This window comes from Shewanella saliphila (assembly GCF_014648295.1).
Lineage (GTDB): Bacteria > Pseudomonadota > Gammaproteobacteria > Enterobacterales > Shewanellaceae > Shewanella > Shewanella saliphila.
Window position 1 is genome coordinate 1 of sequence record NZ_BMQV01000102.1, and the last position, 1,155, is coordinate 1,155.

Annotated in this window: 1 rRNA gene; it reads right to left on the reverse strand. The window is 50.5% G+C overall.

The features are described from left to right. Nucleotides 1-1,155: ribosomal RNA gene (locus tag IEY48_RS20260) — 23S ribosomal RNA — on the reverse strand; the annotation flags it as partial.

Below are 1,155 nucleotides of genomic sequence, written 5' to 3' on the forward strand. Positions count from 1 at the left end.
CGGATTTGCCTAAGAAATCAGCCTACCACCTTAAACGCGGACTACCAACGCCGCGCTAGCCTAGCCTTCTCCGTCTCTCCATCGCAGTTAGCAGAAGTACAGAAATATTAATCTGTTTCCCATCGATTACGCCTTTCGGCCTCACCTTAGGGGTCGACTCACCCTGCCCCGATTAACGTTGGACAGGAACCCTTGGTCTTTCGGCGAGGGAGTTTTTCACTCCCTTTATCGTTACTCATGTCAGCATTCGCACTTCTGATACGTCCAGTGTGGGTTACCCCTTCACCTTCAACCGCTTACAGAACGCTCCTCTACCGCGCATCTCTAATGAAATGCACCCGTAGCTTCGGTGGTATGTTTAGCCCCGTTACATCTTCCGCGCAGGCCGACTCGACTAGTGAGCTATTACGCTTTCTTTAAATGATGGCTGCTTCTAAGCCAACATCCTAGCTGTCTAAGCCTTCCCACATCGTTTCCCACTTAACATACACTTTGGGACCTTAGCTGACGGTCTGGGTTGTTTCCCTTTTGACGACGGACGTTAGCACCCGCCGTCTGTCTCCCGTATAGCACTCATTGGTATTCGGAGTTTGCAAAGGGTTGGTAAGTCGGGATGACCCCCTAGCCTTAACAGTGCTCTACCCCCAATGGTGTTCGTACGAGGCGCTACCTAAATAGCTTTCGAGGAGAACCAGATATCTCCCGGTTTGATTGGCCTTTCACCCCCAGCCACAAGTCATCCGCTCATTTTTCAACATAAGTCGGTTCGGTCCTCCAGTTGATGTTACTCAACCTTCAACCTGCCCATGGCTAGATCACCGGGTTTCGGGTCTACACCTTGCAACTAAACGCGCAGTTAACACTCGGTTTCCCTACGGCTCCGCTATTCGCTTAACCTCGCTACAAAATGTAAGTCGCTGACCCATTATACAAAAGGTACGCAGTCACGGTCTCAAGAACCGCTCCCACTGCTTGTACGTATACGGTTTCAGGTTCTATTTCACTCCCCTCACAGGGGTTCTTTTCGCCTTTCCCTCACGGTACTGGTTCACTATCGGTCAGTCAGGAGTATTTAGCCTTGGAGGATGGTCCCCCCATATTCAAACAGGATGTCACGTGTCCCGCCTTACTCGTTTTCATCAATGGTTAGTTTTC